Source organism: Acetobacter sp. DmW_043 (assembly GCF_002153485.1).
Lineage (GTDB): Bacteria > Pseudomonadota > Alphaproteobacteria > Acetobacterales > Acetobacteraceae > Acetobacter > Acetobacter thailandicus.
In genome coordinates, this window is record NZ_JOMN01000040.1 from 1 (window position 1) to 1283 (window position 1283).

At 53.5% G+C, this 1283-nt stretch carries 1 protein-coding gene; it reads right to left on the reverse strand.

Annotated features, from left to right (window positions below):
• Positions 1-358: 358 nt before the first annotated feature.
• Positions 359-1144 (reverse strand): IS5 family transposase, encoded by a 786-nt coding sequence (locus HK11_RS10145; RefSeq protein ID WP_086555232.1) that lies wholly within the window; start codon positions 1142-1144, stop codon positions 359-361.
• Positions 1145-1283: the final 139 nt, after the last annotated feature.

The following is a 1283-nucleotide window of genomic DNA, read 5'->3' on the forward strand; positions in this document are numbered from 1 at the left end:
TGTCCGCAATCCACATCGCAGCAAGCTTCATCTTCTATCTCAAAGAATGAGTCCTGAGCCTAAAACCTGGATAGAGCCTGAACTCTTCACAGAAAGGGGTAATTGCTAACCCTCCACCTAACCTGCGTCTCTGAGTGAAAAAAAAGCTTGTACCGCAATAAAATTATTTATATAAACATAGACCTTCTGAGCATACGAATTAGCCCCGTCCAGACACCACTGGCGGAGTGTTTTCTTTTATTGCGCCATAACTCTTTCAAGGTTTTCGTGCCGCCTCTTTGCTAATTCAAGTATATCGTGTGCAATACCATCTGTAACAAGATTGGTATCAGCCACTAATCTTTGAATATGGCGGATACTAGGTTTCGTGGACAAATGGTATCCACTGGAGGACTGACACGAGATTGACAAAGCCGAGGTAAGATTCCTTGGTTTTGTCGTATCGGGTTGCGATGCGCCGCCAGTTCTTGAGCTTGTTGAACAGACGCTCGACGAGGTTGCGCCAGCGGTATTTTTCGCGGTCGTGCGCGATAGGCTCGCGCCGGTTGCTCTTGGCGGGGATGACCGCTTCGACGTCGGCTTTCGTCAGTTCCTCACGGATGGCGTCGGCGTCATAGCCCTTGTCGGCCAGCAGCGCCTCAATCTTGTCTGCGATCATGCGGAACAGCGGACCGAAGCCCTGGATGTCGTGGGTCTGCCCTGGTGTCAGGACAAATCCGAGCGGGCGGCCTTTGGCATCGGCATCGGGCGTGGAGTTTGGTGCTGAAGCCACCGCGCGATCGGCCAAGCGCCTCGGTCTCCTGATCCCCTTTTTTATGCCGACGGCACAATGATGTGCCCGGACCACAGTGCTGTCGATCATGTAGGCGGTGGCGTCGCGCTCCACCATTTCAGCCAGCGTTTCCAGCATCGCGTCGAACACGCCTGTTGTAACCCAGCGCCGATAGCGGCGGAACACGCTGTTCCACTTGCCGTATTCGTCTGGCAGGTGTCGCCACTGCGAGCCTGTCCGCGCAATCCACATCATGCCTTCGAAATAAAGGCGGTTATCCTGCGCCGGCCGGCAAGCACGACCCGTCTCAGGCGGAAGGAGCGCTCCAATGATTGCCCATTCCTCGTCCGAAAGCCCAATTCGCTCGCCCAACGACACCTCCAAAAGGCAGCGTTGAATCAATCACAGACGTTACTGTCAACCTTTGTCAACGAAACCTAGGCTTAGGACTCATTCTTTGAGATAGAAGATGAAGCTTGCAGCGATATGGATTGCGGACATGAAGGTATGA